The organism is Streptomyces cyanogenus (assembly GCF_017526105.1).
GTDB classification, from domain to species: domain Bacteria; phylum Actinomycetota; class Actinomycetes; order Streptomycetales; family Streptomycetaceae; genus Streptomyces; species Streptomyces cyanogenus.
Genome location: NZ_CP071839.1, coordinates 1,056,249 through 1,074,093 on the forward strand (window position 1 = coordinate 1,056,249; position 17,845 = coordinate 1,074,093).

Consider the following 17,845-nt stretch of genomic DNA (forward strand, 5'->3'; position numbering starts at 1 on the left):
TTGCGCGTACTGCTGACCGGACACCAGGGCTATCTGGGCACCGTGATGGCCCCGGTCCTCACCGCCGCCGGACACGAGGTCGTCGGCCTCGACGCCGGTCTGTTCGCCGACTGCGTCCTCGGCCCGACGCCCGCGGACCCGCCGGGGCCGCGGGTGGACCTGCGCGACGTCACGGCCGACCACGTGGCCGGGGTGGACGCCGTGATCCACCTGGCCGCGCTCTCCAACGACCCGCTGGGATCGCTGGCACCGGAACTCACCTACGACATCAACCACCACGCGTCCGTACGGCTGGCCCGGCTGGCCCGCGACGCCGGAGTGCGGCGCTTCCTGTACGCGTCGACCTGCTCGGTCTACGGCGCCGCCGGCGGTGACGACCTGGTGACCGAGGACGCCCCGCTGCGCCCGGTGACGCCGTACGCGGAGTCCAAGGTGCGGGTGGAGGACGACCTGCACGCCCTGGCCGACGGCGACTTCACCCCGGTGTTCATGCGCAACGCCACCGCCTTCGGCTACTCGCCCCGGCTGCGCGCCGACATCGTGCTGAACAACCTGGTGGGCCACGCGCTGCTGTCCGGCGAGGTGCTGGTGCTCTCCGACGGCACCCCCTGGCGCCCGCTGGTGCACGCCGCCGACATCGCACGGGCCTTCACGGCCGCGCTGACCGCGCCGCGGGAAGCGGTGCACGACCGGGCGTTCAACATCGGCAGCGAGGTCAACAACGTCACGGTCGCCGAGATCGCCGAGCAGGTCGCCGAGGCGGTGCCCGGCTCCAAGGTGGTGATCACCGGGGAGACCGGCTCCGATCCGCGGTCGTACCGGGTGGACTTCTCGCGGTTCCGTGCCGCGGTGCCCGGCTTCGACTGCGAATGGACGGTGAAGCAGGGCGCGCTCGAACTCGCCGAGGCCTACCGGACACACGGGCTGACCCGGGAGGACTTCGACCGGCGCTTCACCCGGCTGGCGGTGCTGCGATCCGCCTCCGACGCCGGTGCGGTGGACGACACCCTGCGGTGGCGCCGGTGACCGCGGCCGGCGAAGAGATGTACGCGCTGGTGGAGCGGCTGTACCCGCTGTGCCGCAGCATCACCGGCGACGGTGTGCGCGCCACCCTGGACATCGTCGGGGAGTACGTCCCGCTGCAGGTGCACGAGGTGCCGACCGGGACGCAGGTGCTCGACTGGACGGTGCCGCAGGAGTGGAACATCCGGGACGCGTACATCGCCGACGCCGCCGGCAACCGGGTCGTCGACTTCGCCGCGTCCAACCTGCACGTGCTCGGCTACAGCCTGCCGGTGTCGGCGACCATGCCGCTGGCCGACCTGCGCGGACACCTGCACACCCTGCCGGACCACCCGTCCTGGGTGCCGTACCGCACCAGCTACTACAAGCCGGAATGGGGGTTCTGCCTGGCCCAGGAGACCCTGGACGCGCTGCCCGACGGCGAGTACGAGGTACGCATCGACTCCACGCTCACCGACGGCCACCTCACCTACGCCGAGCACGTGATCCCCGGGCAGGTCGCGGACGAGGTGATCGTCTCCTGCCACGTCTGCCACCCGTCGCTGGCCAACGACAACCTGGCCGGCGTCGCGGTGGCGACGTTCCTGGCCCGGGCGCTGGCGGAGCAGCGGCCGTACTACACCTACCGGTTCCTGTTCGCGCCCGGCACCATCGGGGCGATCACCTGGCTGGCCCGCAACGCGGACCGGGTGGAGCTTGTCAGGCACGGGCTGGTGCTGGCCTGTGCCGGCGACCCGGGTCACCTCACGTACAAGCAGAGCAGGCGCGGCGACGCGGAGATCGACCGGGTGATGCGGCACGTGCTGTCCGCCTCCCAACGCCCGCATCGCGTCACCGAGTTCACTCCGTACGGCTACGACGAGCGGCAGTTCTGCTCGCCCGGGTTCGACCTCGGCGTGGGCTCGCTCAGCCGGACCCCGTACGCCGGCTATCCCGAGTACCACACCTCGGCGGACGATCTGGGCTTCGTCTCCCCGGCGGCGATGGCGGACACGCTCGCCGTGTGCCGTGAGGCGTTCGCCGTGCTGGACCGCAACCGGCGGTACGTCAACCTCAGCCCGTACGGCGAGCCGCAGCTGGGCCGGCGTGGGCTGTACGACTCGCTCGGCGGCCGCAGCGACGCGAAGGAGGCCCAGATGGCCATGCTGTGGGTGCTCAGCCTCTCCGACGGCGAGCACGGTCTGCTGGACGTCGCCGAGCGGTCCGGGCTGCCGTTCGACACCGTCGCCGCCGCGGCCGGCGCCCTGCACGGCGCCGGGCTGATCAAGGCATGACGCCGATGACCACCCCGGGGGAGAAGGCGACGGCGCCGGCCCGCTCCGCCAGGCGGGCCCTCGCCGGCCGGCTCTCCTGGGGGCTGGCCGACCAGGCGGCCTCCAGCATGAGCAACTTCGTGGTGGGGATCTACGTGGCGCGCTCGCTGGGGGTGACCGCGTTCGGCGTGTTCAGCCTGGCCTGGGTGACCTACGGCGTGGTGCTCAACGTCTCCCGCGGGCTGGCCACCGACCCGCTGGTGGTGCGCTTCAGCGGCGTGCCGGACGCGTCCTGGCGCGCGGCGGTGGTCCGGTCGTCGGGGACCGCGCTCGGCGTCGGCGCGGCCGTCGGCGCGGTGTGCGTGGCGGTCGGGCCGGCGCTCGGCGGCCGTGTGGGGCCCGCGTTCGTCTGCCTCGGTGTCACGCTGCCGGGGTTGCTGCTGCAGGACGCCTGGCGGTTCTCGTTCTTCGCCGCCGGCGCCGGGCGGAAGGCGTTCGTCAACGACCTGGTGTGGGGCGTCGCGCTCGTCCCGGCCATGGTCGTGGCGGCCCGCGTGGGCAGCGTGGCCGCTTTCGTGCTCGCCTGGGGTGCGTCGGCCGCGGTGGCCGCCGCGTACGGCTGCCTCCAGTCCGGCGTGCGGCCCCGGCCGGCCGGGGCGCGTGGGTGGCTTCGCGAACAGCGCGATCTCGGCTACCGGTACCTGGTCGAGAACGTCAGCCTCAGCGGCGCGAGCCAGCTGCGGGCGTACGGGCTCGGCGCGATCGTCGGGGTCGGCGCGGTGGGCGCGGTGCGGGGCGCCGAGCTCCTGATGGGCCCGTTCCTCGCCGTGCTGATGGGACTGTCTCTGGTCACCGTCCCGGAGGCGGCACGAGTGCTGCGGCAGGCCCCGCACCGCCTCGGCATGTTCTGCCTCCTGCTGGGCGGCGGGCAGGCCGCCGCCGCGCTGGTCTGGGGCTCGGCGCTGCTGCTGGTGCCGGACCGGCTCGGTGAGCTGGTGCTCGGCAGCGTCTGGCACTCCGCCGCGCGGCTCGTCGTGCCGATCACCCTCGGCGTCGCGGGCGCGGGTCTCGGCACCGGCGCGGCGGCCGGGCTGCGCGCGCTCGGCGCGGCCCGACGCAGCCTGCGCTGCCAGTTGTTCGCCTCCGCCTGCTACGTCGGCGGCGGGCTCGGCGGGGCGGCCGCGGCCGGCACGGTCGGCTCGGCCTGGGGCGTCGCCGCCGCGACCGTCAGCGGCTCGGCCGTGTGGTGGCTGCACCTGCGGTCCGCTCTGCGGGAGCACCGCCCGAACTCCATTCCCGAAGTGAGGACCCCATGACCGACCGACCCAGGCTGAGCATCGGCCTGCCCGTGTACAACGGCGAGGAGTACCTGGCCGAGTCGCTCGACGCCCTGCTCGGCCAGACCTACGAGGACTTCGAACTGGTCGTCTCCGACAACGCCTCGACCGACGGGACCGAGGACATCTGCCGCCGGTACGCCGCGAAGGACTCCCGCATCCGGTACCTCCGGCTGCCCCGGAACATCGGCGCCACGCCGAACCACAACCATGTGTTCGCCGAGTCCCGCGGCGAGCTGTTCAAGTGGGCCTCGCACGACGACCTGTACGGCCGGGACCTGCTGCGGCGCTGTGTGGAAGCCCTGGACGAGCGACCGGACGTGATCCTCGCGCACGCCGACCAGGCGGTCATCGACGGCGACGGCCAGGTGAAGGTCCCGTACGAGTACACGCTCGCCACCGACTCGCCGCACGCGCCGGTGCGCTTCCGCAGCATGCTGTTCGAGCCCGGCGGTGACGACTTCTACGGGGTGATCCGGGCCGACGCGCTGCGCCGGGTGAAGCCGATGGACAGCTACCACCACGCGGACCGCACGTTCGTCGCCGAGATCGCCCTGCACGGGCGCTTCCACCAGGTGCCCGAACTCCTGTACTTCCGCCGCGACCACCCCACCCGCGCAGAGCGGGCGAACCCGTCCAAGCGCTCCCGGTGCGTCAACCTCGACCCGCGCCGGGCCGGACTGCTGCACCCGACGCCCCGGCTGCTCGCCGAGTACGTCTGGGGCTTCGCCTCGGCGATCCGGCGGGCCCCGCTGTCCGCGGCCGACCGGCGGGCGTGCTACCGCCACCTGGCCGCGTGGATGACCAGCCGGGTCCGGCCGGGCGCCGGCGAGCGGGTCGAGGACCGCGCCCCCGTCGACCCGGCCGGGCTCACCGTCTCCGTCGACGCCCTCGTCGCCGGGCGTGACGGTCGGGAAGGGAGTCAGGTATGACGTCAGCGGACGGATCTCCCGTGCGTGTCGGGTTGTTCGGCCTGCTCGGCTCCGGCAACCTCGGCAACGACGGGTCGCTGGAGGCCGTGCTCGGCTACCTCCGCGCCGAGCACCCCGAGGCGGTCGTGAGCGCGCTGTGCGGCGGCCCCGAGGTGGTCACGGCCCGGTTCGGGATCCCCGCGACGCGGCTGCACTGGAACCGCGGGGAGTACCGGACGGCGTCGCGGGCCGGCGCGGTCGCGGCGAAGGGTCTGGGCAAACTCGTCGACGTCTTCCGCACCGCTGCCTGGGTGCGCCGGCACGACGTGGTGATCGTGCCGGGCATGGGGGTCCTGGAGGCCACGCTGCCGCTGCGGCCGTGGGGCTTCCCGTACTCGCTGTTCCTGCTCTGTGCGACCGGCAGGCTGTTCCGCACCCGGGTCGCGCTGGTCAGCGTCGGCGCCGCGGCGATCGGCAACCGGCCGACCCGGGCCCTGGTGCGCTGGTCGGCGCGGCTGGCCGCGTACCGGTCGTACCGGGACGCCCCGTCCCGCGACGCGATGCGGGCGATGGGCGTGGACACCACGCACGACGAGGTCTACCCGGACCTCGCCTTCTCCCTGCCGACGCCGCCCGCGAGCGCCCCCTCGGGCCCGCCGGGCCGAGTCTGCGTCGGTGTCATGGACTTCCACGGCGGCAACGACGACCGTGCCCGGGCCGACGAGATCCACCGTCGCTACCTCGACGGGACGATCCGGTTCGTCCGTGCGCTGGTCGGGGAGGGCAGACCGGTCCGGCTGCTCACCGGCGACGAGTGCGATGCCTCGGTGGTCGCCGCCATCCTCGACGCGGTGGACTCGCCGCTGGTCACCGCCGCCGAGCCGAAATCGCTGGCCGACCTGATGAAGGAGATGGCGGCTGCCGACACGGTCGTCGCGATCCGGTACCACAACCTGATCTGCGCGCTGAAGACCGGGACGCCGACGCTCGCCATCACCTATGCGGCGAAGAGCGACGCGCTCATGGACCGGATGGGCCTCGGCGCGTACTGCCACCCAGCGCGCGAGCTCGACGCCGACCGGCTGTTCGAGCAGTTCCGGGCGCTGGAGAAGCAGTCGGCCGAGCTGCGGCAGACCCTCACCGAGCGGAACCGGGCCGCCGCCCGGCTCCTCGATCACCAGTTCCACGCCTTGACGGCGGCCCTGTTCCCGGCGGCCGGCCGGACCCAGACCCTGCGGGAGGCTCCATGAAGGCGACCGAAGTAGCGGCGATCGACGGCGCGTACCTCTTCGAGCCGACGCCGTACACCGACGAGCGCGGCTTCTTCTGCCGCACCTTCGACGCCGACGTGGTCCGCTCGGTGGGCCTCGACCCGGACGCCTTCGTCCAGGACAGCCTGTCCCGCTCGGTCCGGGGCGTACTGCGCGGCCTGCACCTGCGCTCCGGCGCCGGCGAGGCCAAGCTGGTGCGGTGCTCGTACGGGAGGATCTTCGACGTCGTCGTGGACCTGCGGCCGGACTCGCCGACCTACCTGGGCCGGGCCTTCTTCGAGCTGTCCGGCGAGACGCAGGCGACCCTGTACGTCCCGGCGGGATGCGCGCACGGCTTCCAGGCGCTGACCGACACCGCCGACACCTCGTACCGGATCGACCGCCCGCACGATCCGGCCGAGGACGTGACGATCGCCTTCGACGATCCGGAGCTCGCCATTCCGTGGCCCCTGCCGGTCACGTCGATGTCCCAGCGGGACCGTGAGGCGCCGAGCCTCGCCGAGGTCCTGAAACACGAAGAAAGTTGAGACCGTGAACACCGAAGACACCGGAGAGCTCCTCCTGCCCCGGTCGCGGACGGCGAACGAACGGCTGCACGCCTTGGTCCCCGGGGGCGCGCACACCTACGCCAAGGGCGACGACCAGTACCCCGAGAACCTGGCCCCGGTCATCAGCCACGGCCGCGGTGCCCACGTGTGGGACGTCGACGGCAACCGCTACGTCGAGTACGGCTCCGGTCTGCGGTCCGTCAGCCTCGGCCACGCCCATCCGCGCGTGACCGAGGCGGTGCGGCGGGAACTCGACCGCGGAAGCAACTTCGTCCGGCCGTCCGTCGTGGAACTGGAGGCCGCGGAACGCTTCCTGGCCACGGTGCCGACCGCCGAGATGGTGAAGTTCGCGAAGAACGGCTCCGACGCCACCACCGCCGCGGTGCGCCTCGCCCGCGCCGCCACGGGGCGCCCGCGGGTGGCCCTCTGCGCCGACCAACCGTTCTTCTCCGTCGACGACTGGTTCATCGGCACCACGCCGATGTCCGCCGGCATTCCGGCGGCGACCAACGAGCTGACCGTGACGTTCCCTTACGGCGACCTGGCCGCCACTCAGGAGCTGCTCTCCCGGTACCGGGACGAGGTCGCCTGCCTGATCCTGGAACCCGCCACCCACACCGAGCCGCCGCCCGGGTACCTCGCCGGCCTGCGGGAGCTGGCCGACCGGCACGGCTGCGTACTGATCTTCGACGAGATGATCACCGGCTTCCGCTGGTCCGAGGCGGGCGCCCAGGGCCTGTACGGCGTCGTCCCCGACCTCTCCACGTTCGGCAAGGCGCTGGGCAACGGGTTCGCCGTCTCCGCGCTGGCCGGGCGCCGCGAGCTGATGGAGCTGGGCGGGCTGCGCCACTCCGGCGACCGGGTCTTCCTGCTGTCGACCACGCACGGTGCGGAGACGCACTCCCTGGCAGCGGCGATGGCCGTGCAGACCACCTACGCCGAGGAGGGCGTCACCGCGCGGCTGCACGCCCTCGGCGAGCGGTTGGCCGCCGGTGTCCGCGAGGCCGCCGCCGCCACGGGCGTCGGCGAGCACGTCGTCGTCCGGGGCCGGGCCAGCAACCTGGTCTTCACCACCCTCGACGAGAACCGGCAGCCGTCGCAGCAGTACCGCACCCTGTTCCTGCGGCGGCTCCTCGCGGGCGGGGTGCTGGCCCCGTCGTTCGTGGTGAGCAGCGCGCTCGGCGACGCCGACATCGATCACACCGTCGACGTGGTGGCCCAGGCGTGTGTGGTGTACCGGAAGGCGCTGGACGCCGGCGACCCCACCCCGTGGCTGGCCGGACGACCGGTGAAGCCCGTGTTCCGCCGATTGGCCTGACGGGAGGTCAGCCACGCTCCCGCCGGCCGGCGCCGGATGGCTGACCGGCCGGCCGGTCAGCCATCCGGTCGACCAGCCAGGCGGTCGCGGGTGTCACCGCCAGCGCGGTGCACCAGCCACCGAGGACGTCGGTCGGGTAGTGCGCGCCCAAGGCGACCTGCGCCCACCCCATGGCGGCGCCGGCAAGCAGCGCCGCGGCGAGCACGAGTGCCGTGCCGGCCGTTCTGCCGAGGCCGAGCCGACCGGTCGCGGCCAGCGCCACGACGAGGGCGAGCGCGGTGAGGAAGGCGGTGTGCCCGCTCGGATAGGACAGGTTGCCTTCGCCGTGGATGGTGCGTCCCACCACGTGCTTGAGCAGCGTCGCCGTCCCGACGGTCGTGCCGAGGCCGGCAACGAGGAGCACCGCCGCGCGAGGACTCCGGAGCAGCAGGCAGCCCGTCACGAGGGCCACCACCAGTGCCACCGCTCCCCCGGGCTCCCCCAGGAAGTCCATGGCCAGAGCGACGTGCCGCCACGGCGGCCGCACGCCGTCCACCGCCGCCCCGATCCGCGCGTCCACCGGGCCGGGCTTGCCGGCGCCGGCGTACAGGACCCCGAGCACGACGACCACGAGCGCGGCGAGGGCCGCGATCGGCCCGAGCCACGCGCGCAGTGACGGCGGCAGCACCGCGGACGCCGACCGGCCGGTCACCGGCCCTGGGGCCGCCGATCCGGTGTTCCGCACGCACGTCGGGCGCGAAGTTCCCACGCCCCCGTCGCCGGCCGAGGTGGTCCTCGGCTTCTGCCGGCCCGAACTCCCCGCCAAGGAGCCCCCCTTGGTCGTATCCGACGCGGCCCGCACGGGAGCCGCCGGCCTGTCCCCCGCCCCGGCCGAGGGCATGGAACCTCTCTTCGTCACCCTAACGGCTCACTCGCCGTCCTCGCGGGCTTCCCGACCGCTGTGTCCGCCGTCGCCGTGGACTCGCTGCCCGCCGTCACCTCCGCCGTCCTTGCGCGCGGTGAGGGTTCCGCTCGTCATGCGGCCCACGACGGCTCCGAGGTGGATGACCACGCCGACCGCCACCAGCCAGGACAGGATGACCATGACGACGCCGATGGGGCCGTACTTCTGCTGGTTGGCCACGATCGTCGCGGAGAACCAGTGGGCGGAGAACACACCGAGCCCGGTCCAGCACAGGCTGGTGACCAGGGCCGGAGGAAAGAGGACGCGCCACGGCACTGCTCCGACGAGCAGCACGTACATGCTCGCCCACCAGAAGACGAGCGACCAGAGGAAGCCCATCAGTCCGGGGAGGGGTGTCCCGCCGAACGCCCTGCCGAACGCGCTCTGCACGGCGGCGTAGCCGAGCAGCCCCGCGAGCCAGGCCAGCTGGGCCGCGTTGGTCCGCCAGCCGCCTCCCCGGACGTCGAACAGCATGCGGTACCAGGTCTGGAGCGTGCCGGCCACGGCCAGTGCCCCGAGCAGGAGGAACAGAGCGCTCGTCGCGGTGAGGGCGTACGAGCCCGTCGCGGGCTTGAACAGGGATGCCACGGCCCGTGCCGCCTGCTGGTTGAGCCCCAGCCACTCGGTGACGACCACGGCGGCGTCGCGTCCTGCCGCCGCGGTGATGATGATCAGGAAAGGGAAGAAGCACAGGAGTGCGAGCGCCGCCAGCTGGAAGGAGTGCGCGAAGAGGTCGACCGCCGAGAGCCGTCCCCACAGCCGGCCCGGCCCGCTCTCCTCGAAACGGCGGTGCGCGGCCCGCCACCGCTGGGGTGAACGACCGCGTTGCGTGTGCCGTCGCCGCTGGGGTGGGTGTTCCTTCTCGGGGCGAGTGCCCGGCATCTCAGGCTCACGCTCCGCGTGCGAGGCGGAGCACACGCGGCCAGTCGGCCCCGGACGGACCGCTTCGGCGAGTGACGTGACGACGGGGAACGCGCACGCGCAGAGCCCCCGGCACGATCCTGCACACCACGGGCGCGGGCAGCACGACGTGTTCCCCGTCGATGCCCACCGGAACGGTCGCGTCGTCCGCGTCCACGATCACTTCCTCACCGGCCAGACGCCGGAACCCGCCCCCTCTGCCGGCCACGGACCGCGCGGCCTGCACGGCGTTGTCGACGCGTACGCACAGCACACCGAGCCGTCCCGAGTCCAGCCTGTCCCTGCGGCCGTGCCCCGGGCCCACCGCGGAGCCGTAGGGGTTGTTGCTGACCAGCACCGCCTGCAGCCCGTCGGCTTGGTGCCGTCCGCACCGCATCCGCAGTCTCTGGACGCGGTCGCCCGTGAGCAGTTCGGGCAGGTCGTCCAGCGCCGTGCGCACCTTGGCATCCCGGTAGGCGGGATCGCCGACCACGGCCGCGTAGGTACCGAAGGACGCGTTGTTGACGAAGACCCGGTCCGCGGCGAACCCGAGGTCCACCCTGACCTCGACGCCGTCGGTCAGCGCCTCCAGGGCCGCGGCGGGATCGTCCCGGTCCAGGCCGAGATCGAGGGCGAAGTGGTTGCGGGTGCCCGCGGGGATCACCACGAACGGCAGATCGTGTTCGTGGGCCACCTCCGCGACCAGGGCCTGCGTGCCGTCCCCGCCCGCCACGGCAAGGAGGTCGGCCCCCTCACCGACGGCCCGCCGTGCCAGTGCGGACACGTCCTGGTGTCCGTCGAGCACGGTCACCCGCGCGCCCATCGAGCGGGCGCGGTCGACGAGGCCGAAGCGGCCGACCTTGCCGCCGCCGGAGCGCGGATTCATCAGGATCCAGGGGTTACGCGGCGCCTGGGCCGGCCGTGCCCGGGAGGCGGAGCCGGATGTCAGGGCGCTGCCCGCCGCGGCGCCCGCGATCAGCCACAGCGCGAGGCAGACGACGGCCGGACCCAGCATGCCGCCGACGGCGTACAGGCCGAGGACGGTGAGCGGCGCGGCCACCATCAGAGCCGCGCCACAGGCGCGTACGACCCCGGTGTGCGCGAGGATCCACCACGCCCCCACCGCGGCGAGTGCCAGACCGGCCATCGCGAGCAGCACCCACAGCAGGCTGCGCGCTCCGGCGGCCAGAAACAGGACCAGCACACCGCCGAGCAGGGCGAGCACGGCCGCACGTGCCGCCCATACTCTTCCGGCCGACGCCACGCGGCGCCTCACATGCCGCCGGGCGTACCGCCGGGCGCGACGTCTTCCTTCCTGGCGACGCACAGGGCCCAGATGATGAACCCCGACATCGCGATCATGACGACGGACCACACCGGGAAGTACGGCAGGGAGAGGAAGTTGGCGATGACGACGAGCCCGGCGATGACCACACCGGCCACGCGCGCCCATGTCGCCGCCTGGAACAGCCCGAAGCTGACGATCACCGCGACCACGCCCAGGACGAGGTGGATCCAGCCCCAGGCGGTGAGGTCGAACGCGAAGACGTAGTTGCGTGTGGTGACGAAGACTTCGTCCTGCGCGATCGCCATGATCCCGCGGAAGATGTCGAGAATGCCGACCAGGGAGAGCATGACGGCGCCGAAGACCATCAGGCCCGCGGCCCAGGTGTATTTCGCCGGGTGCTCCCGTGGGGCGTGCGTGGTAGTCATCTTGTGCCTCGTTTCCTGGGTGCGTGCTCAGTGGGGGGAGGGTGCGTCGGTCGTGGCGGAGGGGCCCGGCCGACCGGCGCCGCCGAGGACGAGTTCCTTGGCGCGGCGGAATTCCTCGTCCGTGATGTCTCCGCGGGTCCGCATGTCGGACAGCTTCGCGAGCTCGTCGGCGCTCGAGAGCCCGCCGCCCGCGGTCTTCTTGATGTAGGCGTCGACCTCGGCCTGCTGTGCGCGGGCGTGGTCGATCTCTCGACGGCCCATGCTCTTGCCCCGGGCGATGAGGTAGATGAAGACGCCTAGGAAGGGCAGCACGACGACGAACACCAGCCACCCGGTCTTGCCCCAGCCGCCCAGACTGTCGTCGCGGAAGATGTCGCCGATGATGCGGAAGAGCAGGACGAACCACATGATCCACAGGAAGAACCAGAGCAGGGTCCAGAACATGCTCAGCAGCGGATAGTCGTAGGCGAGGAACGTATCGGTACTCATCTGTGTTCTCCGTTCCGGGCGCAAGCCCAACCACCGTTCCCGGCTGTCTCCAGCATCGGCGCCCCGGCAAGGGCCGTCCTCACCTCGGGCGGGTGAAGTCGCCGGGCGCGGCTGCGGTTTCCGGGCGCGCCGCGGCGGCCAGCACCCCAAGGACGGCCACCACCACGACGACGAGGACGACGACCAGGAGCACGGCCCCGACCGTGGGACGGTTCCAGAGCACCAGGACCAGCGCCCCGCAGCCGATGACCACACCGGTGGTCCACCGCCGGTGGCCGTCCAGCCAACGTCCGGTCGCGCCGGTGTGCACCCCGGCGTCGTGCAGTGCGCGGCCCGCCGCACCGGTACCGCGCCGGGCCAGGGTCCGTACCCCGCGGGCCGCGCGGCTCGGGCCGTACAGGACGGCGGTCAGCGCCGTGATCACGGCGACCACGAGCAGGGTGCGCGTGCTGTTGCGCAGGAAGCGGACGAAGGTGTCGTAGATCACCGCCGCCGCGTCGGGGGGCAGGGCCGACGGGGGCACGGAGTTGAGGTAGATCCGGCGCGCCACGGCCAGCGCGACGAGCAGCACGATCATCATCACGCCGATGCCGATGGCGGTGACGAGCAGCATCACGCGGTGCGCGGGAGCGACCCACACGGCGAGGGCGGCGAGGACGAGGGTCAGCACCGGCAGCCAGGACCCCATGACGTCCAGCAGCCGCAGGGCGTCCTGGGCCTTGGAGAGCTTGTCGGTCTTGAACAGGGTGATCTGCCGGTCGGGCGCCGGTATGGCCGACGCCTTCGCGAAGCCCTGGTCGACGAGACGCTGCTTGACCTGGTCGATCACGGTGCCGAGGTCGAGCGTGACGGTGTCGCCCTGGGCGCGCAGAGCCGTGCTCCGGTCACCGGTGAGCATGCCCACGACGGCTTTCTGTGCACGTCGGTTGGCGGTCTCCCACACCTGCTGGAACGCGTCGCTGCTGATCACGCGGAACACGATGCCGTGCACGACGTTCGTCACGGCGGCACGCAGCGGCCCGGTGAGAGCCGCCGAGTGGTCCACGACGGCCGGTGGTGCCCCGGCGTCCGCCAGTGCCTTGCTCAGCGCTGCCGTCACGGCGTCGAGGTCCATCTCGTCGACGACCCGGTCGGTCAGCCGGTCGGTCACGGCCTTCTGCACGGCCGGTTCCGAGGCAAGGGGCGCGACGGTCTGCACGTACCGGTCGGTGTCGGTGATCGTGTCGTCCATCCAGGCCGCGACGACGGCGAGCGGGGCCAGCAGCAGGGTGAGAAGGAGTAACAGCGACGCCCCGGCGTAGCGCACCCTGCGGTGGCGTACGGCCGCGGCACGGCTCAGCCGCAGGTACCTCTGGTGTTCCTCGGCGGACAGCTCCACCGGGCCCTCGGCACCGCGGCCGGGATCCGGGGGTTCGGGGGGCAACTTGGAGGCCATGTGAGCTCCTCGCCACGGGACGTCATGCAGTCGCCGGCGGGCCTGGCAGCGGATTGGGGCGTGACCTGCGCAGTGCCGATCGCAGGGCGAGTGCGAGTCCCAGCTCGGCCACCCCGAGCAGCACAAGCCACAGGCCGAGCAGCCGGGTCAGGGCGCGGGCGGACTGGGTGGGCAGGGCGAGCACCACGATGCCGGCGACGATGCCGAGTGCCGCCATCCCGAGGACGAAGCCGCGGTGCGGCATGCCCTTGGCGGAGAGCGCCGCCCAGAGGGTCAGCATGCCGGACACGAGCCAGACGGTCCCGGTGATCAACGACAGCGCGGCGATCGTCTGCAGCGGATGCCGCAGGCACAGCACTCCGGCCAGCACGTACACGACCGCGACCAGGAGCCCCGCGTGCCGGTCGCCGTGCTCCCGGGCGAAGGCCGCGACGAACCGGAACCCGCCTGTCACGAGCAGGTAGATCCCGAGAAGGACCGCCAGGACGTGCAGGGTCTCGTCGGGCCAGACCAGCGCCAGGATCCCCGGTACGAGCGTCGACACGGCCGATCCCAGCAGCCAGACCCAGGAGCCGCCGGCCCTGGCCAGCTGCCCCTCCGGGTCACCGTCCGCGGCCGCGCCCGTTTCCGCCGACGGCCGCGGGGGGCTGCTGCTCCAGACCGTACCCGTGTCGCCGGGGGAAGGCGCGGGGCCGCTGCCCGGGGCGGCAGCCGTCCCGCCGTGCGGAGGCTCCGCCCCCGGGGGCGGTGCGGGATCACGCGATGTGGTCATGGCTCCTCCTCGCCTGACGCGGTCCGCTACCGGACCGTTGGCGGTGTGATGCACCCGCACCCGTCAGCCTCCCGCGCACCCCCCGGGCGCCGGGTCACCCCCGGCGGGTGATCCGCAGCCCGCCGTGCGGCGGGGCCGGCCGCCGCCGGTTCCACCCGGTGTGAGGGCTCGCCCGAGCGTGGATCGCGTCCCTGCTCAGTCGGGCATCTGCCGCAGCTCCACCACACGCAGTCCCACCGACTGGAAGCGGGCCAGCAGCCCGTACAGGTGAGCCTCGTCGACCACGGGGCCGTACAGCAGTGTCTGACCGGAGACGACCACGTGATCCAGCTCCGGAAACATCTTGGCCAGTGTTTCCGACACATGTCCCTCGACGCGGATCTCGTAGCGCATGTGCTGTGCTCCCGCCGCAGCCGACGTCGGTGCCCTGCCGCCCTGCGTTCCATCGTCCCGCCGCCGCTGCCCTCAGGTCTCACCCGGCGCAGGTGACCTCTGGGCGCCGTCCCGCGCGTCTCACGGCTTGACGACGATCTTGAAGGACATGATCAGCAGGCCGAGGACCAGGTTGACCGAGGCGGTCAGGAGGATGTCCCGCGGTGCGGCACCGGCTCGCCGCGATGCCGCCACCGACCACCCCACCTGGCCGGCCACGGCCACGGAGGCGGCCAGCCAGAGCGCTCCCGTCACATCCAGTCCCAGCAGCGGACTGACGGCCACGGCCAGGGACGGCGGGACGGCGGCCTTGACGATCGGCCACTCGTCACGGCACACGTGCAGGACGGTGTGGCGGTCGAGGGCCTGCTGCGCCAGGCGGGCGCCGAACAGGTGGGCGTGCACGTGTGCCACCCAGAAGGCGACACCGCTGAGCATCAGCAGCAGGACCAGCTCCAGGCGCGGGAAGGAGCCCAGCGTGCCGGCGCCGATCACCACGGTGGCGGCGACCATGGAGCCGTAGACCCCGCCCGTGTAGTCGGCGTGGGCTCTTCGTTCGCGGCGGCGTTCCCGCGCGGCCGCGGCGTCGTGTCTGAGCATGACGGCCTCTTCGCATGAGGTCCGGGCCGGAGGACGGACGGCTCACAGCAGGTCGAGTTCGCGTGCCCGGCGTACCGCGTCGTGCCTGCGGTTCACGGCCAATTTCCGGTAGACGCTCTTGATGTGGGTCTTCACCGTGTTCACCGACACGCACAGGTCTTCGGCGATCTCCTCGGTCGGCATCAGCTGGGCGAGCCTGGTGAGCACATCGCGTTCGCGTCCGCTCAGCGGCTCCACCAGCACGGGCGCGAGCTCGGCAGCGGGGTCGGGCGTCGCGGCGCCGGGAAGGAGCCAGCCCGCCGCCAGCTGCTGCAGCGGCGGTGCCTTCAGCAACGGCTCGACCCACGGTCCGGCTTCGCGGAAGGGCTGGCGCAGCCTGTCGCGCCGGGCGCCCCGCAGCGCTTCGGCGACCAGCCGGCGGGCGGTGGCTCCGTCGCCCTTCCTGTGCGCGGCCTGGGCCCGCAGCAAGGTGGCACGCACGCGCACCGCGGGTCCGACGTGCTCCGCCGCGCCGATGGTGTCGAGCATCCGGAGGGCTTCGAGCGGGTTGCCCGCCGCCAGGTGCGCCCGCGCCGCGCCGACGGCACACGCGGGCTGGTCGTCGGCCATGTCCCGCAGGACCTCCGCGGCCTTGTCCGGGCGGCCTTCGGCGAGGTGGGCGGCAGAGGTGACCAGCGCGGCCTGGCTCCGTGCCCAGCGGGAGCCCACGTCGGTCGGCAACGCCTCCTCCGCGACCGCGGCGGCGGCACGGGCCCTGCCGCGGGCCAGCAGCAGCCGGGCCACGGCGATGGACCTGCCGGCGGCTGTCACCGGGTCCTGCGGTGCCGCGCGGGGCGTCTGGTCGATCAGTTCCTGGGCACGGCGCAGTTCACCCCGCTCGACGGCGACCGCGGCGAGGACCAGGCGTCCGAGGCCGGATCCGGAGGGTTCCCGCAGTCCGAACCGGTCCAGCTCGGTCAGCGCGGCGAAGGCGTTGCGCTCCGCCCTGCCCGGCCGGCCCTCGAGGTAGTCGATCAACGCGAGGTGTCCCAGGGACTCCTGGCGCGGGACGGCCGTGGGGGCACCCCCGCTGTTCCCGGCCACCTCCGCGAGCGCGGCTCGCGCCTCGTCGAAGCGCCCGGCCCACACCCACGTCGAGCCGACGTGCGTCAGCAGCAGGGCGGGGACTTCCGGGTGGTGATCGAGCAGCCGTTCCGGGACCTCCGGCAGCACTTCGCGGGCTGCGCGGACGGCCTTCTCCGCTCGTGTGGGTGATCCGCTCAGGCGCGCGGCGAGTGCCTCCAGCAGGGCGTGGCTCAGTCGGGCCGCCGCTTGGCCGTGGTCGTCGGCCGCGAGCTGTTCCTCGGCGTGCCGCAGGTGCGCCAGACCGCGGTCGAGGTCGTGCCGGGCCAGGTCACGGGCCGCCCGGACGAGTTCGGTGGCGGCACTCGTCGTCGCGGGCTCCATGCCGGCGAACAGTTCGGTCAGGTCGTGGGAGCGCAGACCGGTGAACAGTTGTCCGATCGCCAGGTCGTCCACCAGCGCCCGCGCGGTGTTCTCCCAGTCCTGCGCCGCGGCGCCGTGGGCCAGCATCTCCGGAAGCGCCCCGAACCGCCGCAACCAGCGCGCGGCCCGCCGGTGCAGTTCCTGTTCCAGACCGGGACAGCGCTCGCGCAGGTGCACGCGGAGTATTTCCCGGAACAACGGATGCAGGCGATACCAGGCGTGCCCGAGGTCCTCGACGAAGGCGTTCTCACGGTGCAGTCCGACGAGGAGGAGGGCGGCGTCGGACCGTCCGGTCAGTTCGTTCGCCAGATCGGCGCAGAAGCGCTCCAGGACGCTGACGCGCAGCAGGAGGTCCTGGGACTCCGGCGTCTGCCGGCTGAGCACCTCGGCCAGCAGGAAGTCCGCGATGGCGCTGTGGCCGGCCTCGAACTCCTTCAGGTAGAGCTCCGGATCCGGGCTCTGCTGCGCGGCCAGGGCGCACAGCCGCAGGCCCGCCGCCCAGCCCCGGGTGCGCTCCACCAGTGCACGCGCGGCCTCCGCCGTCAGGTGCAGGCCGTGCAGCCCGAGCAGCTCTCTGGCCTCGTCCGGGGAGAAGGCCAGTTCGGCGCCCCTGATCTCGGTCATCTCGCCGGCCGCTCGGTACCGGTGCAACGGCAGCAGGGGCTCGGTGCGGGCGACCAGGACCAGACGCAGTCCCGGCCGGGCGTGGTGCAGGACGAACGCGAGCTGCTCCGAGAGGTCGGCGCCCGCGCGGTCGTAGTCGTCGAGCACCAGGGTCACGCTCCTCCCGCCGCTGCCGAGGTGGGCGGCGAGCCGGGTCAGCAAAGCGGTGTCCACCCGGCTGCCGTCGGCGGGGAATCCGATGTCGGCGGGCAGCTGCACCCCGCCGGCGCGCAGGGCCTGGAGCAGATGGGCCCAGAACATGCCCGGCCCCTGGATCGCCGCGTCGAGGGTGAGCCAGGCGACCGGCGGGGCGAGGCCGGCGACCCAGTCGGCGACCAGCAGGGTCTTGCCCGCACCGGCCGGCCCGCTGACCATCACCAGCGGCGTCGTCCGCGACCGGTCGAGGTGTTCGGCCAGCCGTGCGCGGCGCAGGAAGGTCCCTGGTCGCGTCGGCAGGGCGAACCGGGTCCGCAGGAACGGGTCGCCCAGCGGATCGAGATCCGGGACGGCTCGGTCCTGTCCGGTCTTGTCGCTCGGTGCCACACCGCCTCACCACCCGCAGTGATCCCCCACCATCACCATGACAGGTTCGCGGCGGGTACGCGCGCGGCACGGGACCCGCAGGGCCGTGACCAGGTCCGATCTGCCCGGCCGGGGCCGGTCGCCTCGCGGGTGCCTGGCTCCGTGCCCGGCCCCCCGGCCACGCACTCGACAATGCGTGGCCTTCACCACAATTTGCCCATTTCTGGACA

General features: G+C 73.0%; 17 protein-coding genes. 7 read left to right on the top strand and 10 right to left on the bottom strand.

Annotated features, from left to right (window positions below; translation table 11 throughout):
- The 7 genes from S1361_RS04700 to S1361_RS04730 are packed head-to-tail and all read left to right on the top strand — an operon-like array spanning position 1 to position 7,661.
- Entirely contained in the window at positions 1 to 1,026 is a 1,026-nt protein-coding gene (locus S1361_RS04700) for an NAD-dependent epimerase/dehydratase family protein (RefSeq protein WP_208030580.1), read from the top strand.
- Positions 1,014 to 2,297 carry a DUF4910 domain-containing protein gene (locus S1361_RS04705; protein WP_208030581.1) on the top strand — a complete coding sequence of 428 codons (1,284 nt, stop codon included), beginning with the start codon at positions 1,014 to 1,016 and terminating at the stop codon, positions 2,295 to 2,297. Before S1361_RS04700 ends, S1361_RS04705 begins: the two co-directional genes overlap by 13 nt.
- Positions 2,294 to 3,592 (top strand): MATE family efflux transporter, encoded by a 1,299-nt coding sequence (locus tag S1361_RS04710; RefSeq protein WP_425086586.1) that lies wholly within the window; start codon positions 2,294 to 2,296, stop codon positions 3,590 to 3,592. Before S1361_RS04705 ends, S1361_RS04710 begins: the two co-directional genes overlap by 4 nt.
- Positions 3,589 to 4,545: a glycosyltransferase family 2 protein gene (locus S1361_RS04715; RefSeq protein ID WP_208030582.1), complete on the top strand. Its 957-nt coding sequence runs from the start codon at positions 3,589 to 3,591 to the stop codon at positions 4,543 to 4,545. Before S1361_RS04710 ends, S1361_RS04715 begins: the two co-directional genes overlap by 4 nt.
- Positions 4,542 to 5,774, top strand: coding sequence for a polysaccharide pyruvyl transferase family protein (locus S1361_RS04720; protein WP_208030583.1), 1,233 nt, complete (start codon positions 4,542 to 4,544; stop codon positions 5,772 to 5,774). Before S1361_RS04715 ends, S1361_RS04720 begins: the two co-directional genes overlap by 4 nt.
- Positions 5,771 to 6,322 (top strand): dTDP-4-dehydrorhamnose 3,5-epimerase, encoded by a 552-nt coding sequence (gene rfbC, locus S1361_RS04725; RefSeq protein ID WP_208030584.1) that lies wholly within the window; start codon positions 5,771 to 5,773, stop codon positions 6,320 to 6,322. The genes S1361_RS04720 and rfbC overlap by 4 nt, the downstream gene beginning before the upstream one ends.
- Before the next feature lie 4 nt (positions 6,323 to 6,326).
- Entirely contained in the window at positions 6,327 to 7,661 is a 1,335-nt protein-coding gene (locus S1361_RS04730; RefSeq protein WP_208030585.1) for a glutamate-1-semialdehyde 2,1-aminomutase, read from the top strand.
- A gap of 7 nt (positions 7,662 to 7,668) precedes the next feature.
- Here the strand turns inward: S1361_RS04730 and S1361_RS04735 are convergent, their stop codons facing one another.
- From S1361_RS04735 to S1361_RS04780, 10 genes are all read right to left on the bottom strand, one after another.
- A complete protein-coding gene (locus tag S1361_RS04735; RefSeq protein ID WP_208036457.1) occupies positions 7,669 to 8,352 on the bottom strand; it encodes a phosphatase PAP2 family protein in 684 nt (227 codons plus the stop codon).
- 216 nt (positions 8,353 to 8,568) lie between these two features.
- Positions 8,569 to 9,486 carry a YihY/virulence factor BrkB family protein gene (locus tag S1361_RS04740; protein WP_208030586.1) on the bottom strand — a complete coding sequence of 306 codons (918 nt, stop codon included), beginning with the start codon at positions 9,484 to 9,486 and terminating at the stop codon, positions 8,569 to 8,571.
- 7 nt (positions 9,487 to 9,493) lie between these two features.
- On the bottom strand, positions 9,494 to 10,768 hold the full coding sequence (locus S1361_RS04745; protein ID WP_243769080.1) for a diacylglycerol/lipid kinase family protein: 1,275 nt from the start codon (positions 10,766 to 10,768) through the stop codon (positions 9,494 to 9,496).
- Between the two features lie 8 nt (positions 10,769 to 10,776).
- Positions 10,777 to 11,217 carry a DUF7144 family membrane protein gene (locus tag S1361_RS04750; protein WP_208030587.1) on the bottom strand — a complete coding sequence of 147 codons (441 nt, stop codon included), beginning with the start codon at positions 11,215 to 11,217 and terminating at the stop codon, positions 10,777 to 10,779.
- A 27-nt stretch (positions 11,218 to 11,244) separates the two neighbouring features.
- Entirely contained in the window at positions 11,245 to 11,706 is a 462-nt protein-coding gene (locus tag S1361_RS04755) for an SHOCT domain-containing protein (RefSeq protein ID WP_208030588.1), read from the bottom strand.
- A gap of 79 nt (positions 11,707 to 11,785) precedes the next feature.
- On the bottom strand, positions 11,786 to 13,141 hold the full coding sequence (locus tag S1361_RS04760) for a hypothetical protein (RefSeq protein ID WP_208030589.1): 1,356 nt from the start codon (positions 13,139 to 13,141) through the stop codon (positions 11,786 to 11,788).
- Positions 13,142 to 13,163: 22 nt separating this feature from the next.
- The gene (locus S1361_RS04765) at positions 13,164 to 13,913 is read right to left on the bottom strand and encodes an HdeD family acid-resistance protein (RefSeq protein WP_208030590.1); all 750 of its coding nucleotides are present in this window, start codon (positions 13,911 to 13,913) and stop codon (positions 13,164 to 13,166) included.
- Positions 13,914 to 14,108: 195 nt separating this feature from the next.
- Positions 14,109 to 14,306, bottom strand: coding sequence for a hypothetical protein (locus S1361_RS04770; RefSeq protein WP_208030591.1), 198 nt, complete (start codon positions 14,304 to 14,306; stop codon positions 14,109 to 14,111).
- Between the two features lie 120 nt (positions 14,307 to 14,426).
- On the bottom strand, positions 14,427 to 14,945 hold the full coding sequence (locus S1361_RS04775; protein WP_208030592.1) for a hypothetical protein: 519 nt from the start codon (positions 14,943 to 14,945) through the stop codon (positions 14,427 to 14,429).
- Positions 14,946 to 14,987: 42 nt separating this feature from the next.
- Positions 14,988 to 17,636, bottom strand: coding sequence for a winged helix-turn-helix domain-containing protein (locus tag S1361_RS04780; RefSeq protein ID WP_208030593.1), 2,649 nt, complete (start codon positions 17,634 to 17,636; stop codon positions 14,988 to 14,990).
- Between the last annotated feature and the right edge of the window lie 209 nt (positions 17,637 to 17,845).